This is a genomic window from Hoylesella timonensis S9-PR14 (assembly GCF_000762405.1).
In the GTDB taxonomy this organism is placed as follows: Bacteria; Bacteroidota; Bacteroidia; order Bacteroidales; family Bacteroidaceae; genus Prevotella; species Prevotella timonensis_A.
In genome coordinates this window covers 1-5,370 of sequence record NZ_JRPQ01000251.1, presented here as the reverse complement: position 1 = coordinate 5,370, position 5,370 = coordinate 1, and the positions used below count along the sequence as shown (strand labels likewise).

Sequence of the window (5,370 nt, the reverse complement as noted above, 5' to 3'; positions counted from 1 at the left end):
TNGAGAANCCTGCAAAATGGAATATAAGTCCTTATATAGGTGCGGGACTTATAAGACACAATAACCTGAAGGAAAACTCCTTTGCCTTTTCATTCGGTATTTTTGGAAGTTACAATTTAACTGAACGTATCAGTTTGTCCGTTTCCTTTGACGGAATAACAGCCGGTCAGAATTTTGATGGATATGGAGAGAAGGAGCGTTTTGGTGACAACCTTCTTTCAGGGAGTATCGGTCTTACCGTAGGCATTGGTCATTTGGGCTGGAAAGCTAAGAANAAAAGATTGATNGCTGTAAATGATGAATNGTCACGGNTTCCNTTAACCTATCCACGCAACAATTACAGCGGTCTTAAATCCCTTCANGAAAGAATTGCNGCAGGNAATACAGATAGNACAAAAGAAACTGTTGATGANAACATTGCCATGTTTGATGCTCCTATTTTGTTTTTCTTCAAACGCAATACCACGCAACTTGTCGACAGNCAACAGTTAGTNAATATTCCAGAGATTGCCGCTGCCGTTAAGGAGTATAACTTGGACGTACGTATTGTCGGTGCTGCNGACAGCAAGACTGGTTCACCAAGGCANAACAGAAGATTGGCCATCAAACGCTGCCGTTATATTGCCAAACTGTTACTAAACGCTGGAGTGCCTAAGTCGAGAATGACGGGAGCAAGCAGAGGTGGTATCAATCTTTACAAGCCTTATACTGCCAACCGTCACACCTGTGTTATCCTTTATAGACAAAAATAAGAAGTACTAAAACAAAAGAATATGGCTATTTTAAGAAAAAACATCAACTATGGCGTTACAGATATATCACAGCGTCTTCAAGACACTCTCAACGCCAACGGTATGCAAGCGCACATCGCCATGACACAGACAGGTGACTATGAGCTTGTCACTTTGTCGCATAATTCATCAGAGCCAAGACGCTATCCTCTCAACCAGCAGCAGGTTGAGAACCTGATGAACAGTGGGACAAATGCCTGGGATAAGAAAGCCTACAATACTTTTGTTGACATCGTTAAGGAGGATTATTACATTCCTGGATCGTTTGTTGCTGCTCGCAATGCTAACAGCCCTATCAACATGGGACTTGACGGACACCGTCTTGCTCATGGAGAATATGGTTACAGAGAACCACATTTCTTCTTCCCCTTTGAAGGACCGAGATACGGACGTTTTGACAATATTATAGATGGCTTGATAGGACTTGTCCACGGTGGACGTATCAGGCGTATAGATGACAGACCCTTCTATGCCAGCAGCGCACCTGTTGTTATAGACCGTCCTGACGGACGTTTGCGTCCCGGAGAGATGAAAACTGGTGCCTATGGTTTCTATGACAAAGGTGTGAAGCAGAAACAGGACGTTCTTCAGTCCATGAGTATCAGTGAACAGCAGAAGCCCAAGGTTGAAAGACCGAAGGGACAGGCTGTACCCCTTGACTCCATCAGTTCGCCAGTTTATATGTCAGCCCAGAAATTCCAACAAGTATTGTCTTCACACGGAGTTGTCATAGACGAAAAAAATAACTTGCTGACCATCAAGTCCGCCTCCGTTCCTACCAATCTCGAATATAAGTTAAATCTTGATGAGACTAAGAAACTTATGAATGAGAAATTTAAGTACAGCGATAAGAAGGGCGTACACAACAAGGACGGTGTGTCCGTGAATGAACGCCTCGCCATATTAAATGCCGTCATAGGGAAAGACTTTGCCGACAGGATAACCATAGAGATGCTGAACAGCAAGGATTATGTAGACATCAAACTGAAGCCAGAAGTGGAGAAAGAATTAGGGGTTCATCAGGAGGTAGCCAATCAATATATGGCATCCAAACTTGATATCATAGATATGAAAGACATGCGTGAGGACTACCGAAGCGGCTTTATAGACAGCTGGAACTCTATCGGTGTCGTTGATGGGCGTGTCCTTAATCCAAATGAAGGTTTTTATCTTCCAGTAAAGGACGGACGTGCTGTTTCTGTCGGTGAGATTCAAGTGTCACCTGTCAATGATGGCAAGGGAGCAACCACGTTTCGTATGACCGCCGTAATCAACAATCAAGTCATGGCACATGACATATCCAAAGAGGACTACATTAAGTTCATCAACTATAATGACGAGTACCGTCTGAAGCTGTTCGACAAAGTATTTGATGAAGTAAAGATAAAGAGTTCTTCCAATGGTACTTTGGAGGACCCTGTGCGTTCTGGAAGGATTGAAGAAGCCAACGGTGTTGCCGTATTGGGCGGTCGTTACAACCTTGTTAATGACAACATCACTGCCGCCATTATGGGAGCAATGGCTTACAAGGANAANATTTCCGGCGAGTATATGCTGAATATGCGTGAGAGTAAAGATATTGGCATGTGGTCATACAAAATCACCGAAGAGCAGTATCTTGCTTTCAAGAATGCGGATGATGNGGGAAAGGCGAAACTACTTTCCACCATCATTCCNATAACTGATGAGAAAAAACAACCCCTGTCAGTCGTCAAGGAAGTTCAGTTGCCTCTTTCTACTACAGAGAAACGCACATCTTCCTATTCCGAGAATGTTGATATAAAAGATTCGNTGGAAACCGAGGTAGAAAAGAAGTACAANGAACGTATGGCAGATGCNCTGAACAGAACGATTTTCAAAGATACGGAACATATCAAAGCCACAGCCCTATCAGAGTCGGATGAAAAAATCGTTTCCAAGAGCGAAAGGATTTTGGTAGCTGAAGGCAAGAGCCAACCCACATTGACTGAATTGCGTCAAAGCGTAAGGATTGCCCTTAACGGAGAGGCTAACGTAAACGGTGAGTCCTTGGAGAATCTGAAACCAAACAAGGAATGGGTCAGGAGCGGTGGACATGGAAGGGCAACCGAAGTCGGAGATATAGCCGTGGAGCGTCTGCGTGACGCAGAAGGAAAGATAATAGAAGGGAAGTACAAGATGACCGCCGTCATAGACGGCAATGTCTTTTCCCACGAGATTACTCAAAAAGATTTTGATAAGTTCCGTGCCATCAATGACACCCAGCGAATGAANCTCTTCGATAAGATTTTCCCAGAAGTGGAGATGAAGACAAAAGCGGGACACGGCTTTAACTTGGGAGCTGCTATCCTTGCTGCCGTCTCNGTGGGAATGGATGTTGTTGGTTCTGTTATGGCAGAGCCACGTTTCCGTCCTGAAATTTATGCNAGCCGAAACGTATTTTCCAAGCCCGGCGTTGTTTCTCCCGAAGCGGTTTCTGCGGCTCTTTACGAGTCAGAGAATGAGCAGCTTAGAAGAGGTCCATCTGAAGGCAGAGGTATGGGTATTTAACCACTCACAATATTCGCTATATGCTCAATCATGAATTTATGCCTTTCCAAACGGTAACAATTCGTCCCCACTGGGGGCAGTTCTGTATCAATGAGCTGCCTGGGATATTGCTNTGCCTGGCAAGTTTTTGGATAAGCAAATTTATGGAGTTTCGTTTCCATGAGTTTTTCATATGGCCAGCATTGTTTCTTGNTTTCTATCTGTTTTTCCAAGTGGTTTATATGGCAAGGATCGAATATGTCCTGACAGGGGAACAGTTAATCACTCTNCATGGNTTGTTTTCGCANTCAACGGACTATATCGAGCTTTATCGTGTTGTCGACTATCGGCAGCATCAGTCGTTGCCCCAGCAACTGTTTGGACTGAAGACCATCACCATCTATTCTGGAGACAGAAACAATCCACAGCTGGATATGATNGGTATTAAGGCAAGGATGAATATTGTCGATGAGATACGTCAACGAGTCGAATTTAACAAGAAAAGAAAGGGTATTTATGAAATTACAAACAGGCTTTAAGCGCATTTCAATTTTTATGTTTCTTCTTTTAGGAGCTATAACAGCATCAGGACANGGACTAACGCAATCCAATCCGCTTGAATACGCAGCTATTGCTGGAGGTGAGGAACGTCTTGCCAGTCAGATAAAGAAACAGTCAAGAGCTATGGCAGCCCTTGCCATAGAGCAGGCAGCCATGACACGTGCCAATACCAAGATGAAAGAATGGGAAAGTAAATACAATTCTTATTTGAAGACTGTGTCAGGTTATGCTTCAGCCATAAAAGCCGCCACTACGCTCTATGCGGATGGATTACAGACGCTTACCGCACTATGGGAAGTCCACACAGCTTGCAGAATCAATCCGCAAGGTATAGCTGCTTCTGTGTCGATGAATAATCTCTATATGGAAACGGCAGCGGAGTTTATCCGTACATACAGGATTTTGAAAAACATACTTGCCAAGGGAGGAGAAGGCAACATGCTCAACGGAGCAGAAAGGACACAGCTCGTGTGGAACTTGAATGATAATTTAGAGCGGTTGAACAGAAAGCTCCGTAGGCTTTCGGTGAGTATAACCGTACACTCTTTTGATGACGTGTGGAACAGAGCAATTAGCGGAAAAATCAACAAGAGCAATAAAATGTTGGCCGAAGATTCATCCAAGCGAATGCGCAGAGCCATCAGTAATGTTGCTAAATTCTATAAATACAGACAAACACATAAGCCATGGGGACAATAAAGAGCGTTTATTTCAAGTTCATNGGCATCGTTGTAGCTATTCTTTTTACACCAAGCCTATTTGCGCAGAGTGGCCCTGATCCTGTCAGGGCGACAATGTTTTATAATTATGCCAAACAAGCGAAAAAGGCTTTAATGGCACAGGATGCCTTGTTGTGTGCGAACCTCACGGGGCATAAATATCTGAACGAAGAAGTTGCTGCTACAACAAACTTCCAACGACAGTTCAATAATTATTTGAACCAGTTTGATGACATCCTGACTGTGGCTGCTAACATCTATGGTATTTACATGGAGGTGGATGAAGCACGGAAGAATCTCAAGGTTGTCCAAGGGATAGTCGTGCGACAGCCTGCTAACGTTTTGGCGGTTGCCCTATCAAGGTCAAAGAATAAAATTTACACNGATCTTATTGAAGAAGGNTTGAAACTCGCAGCCGATGTNAAGCAGGTNCTTCCACTNAAGAAGAACAAGGACAAAAATGCAAAGATGACACAATNCGAACGGCTCAAAGTGATGGATAANATACGTGTNAATTTGCGGACACTCAACCGGAAGCTCCGAACATTAAGCCGTTTGGTTCATTACACTACAATAATGGACTCATGGTACGACCTAAAAGGTACAGGAAAGGAATACCAGCCACGTAAAATGGCAGCTGTAACAAAGGACTGCCTACAGACTTGGAAGAAACATGCACAAAGCGTAAAATATTAAAAACAATGGAAGAAAGCAAAGAAATACAAGGCACATATAGTATTTTCAGGACAGCCATATACGTATCGCTCCTTTTAGAGTTCTTCATGTATGCC

Annotated in this window: 2 protein-coding genes; both read left to right on the top strand. The window is 43.6% G+C overall.

Going from position 1 to position 5,370, the window contains the following annotated elements:
* Window positions 1-422: 422 nt before the first annotated feature.
* Entirely contained in the window at window positions 423-752 is a 330-nt protein-coding gene (locus HMPREF9304_RS15340; RefSeq protein ID WP_445236347.1) for an OmpA family protein, read from the top strand.
* Window positions 753-3,340: 2,588 nt separating this feature from the next.
* The gene (locus HMPREF9304_RS15335; protein ID WP_036929682.1) at window positions 3,341-3,838 is read left to right on the top strand and encodes a PH domain-containing protein; all 498 of its coding nucleotides are present in this window, start codon (window positions 3,341-3,343) and stop codon (window positions 3,836-3,838) included.
* Window positions 3,839-5,370: the final 1,532 nt, after the last annotated feature.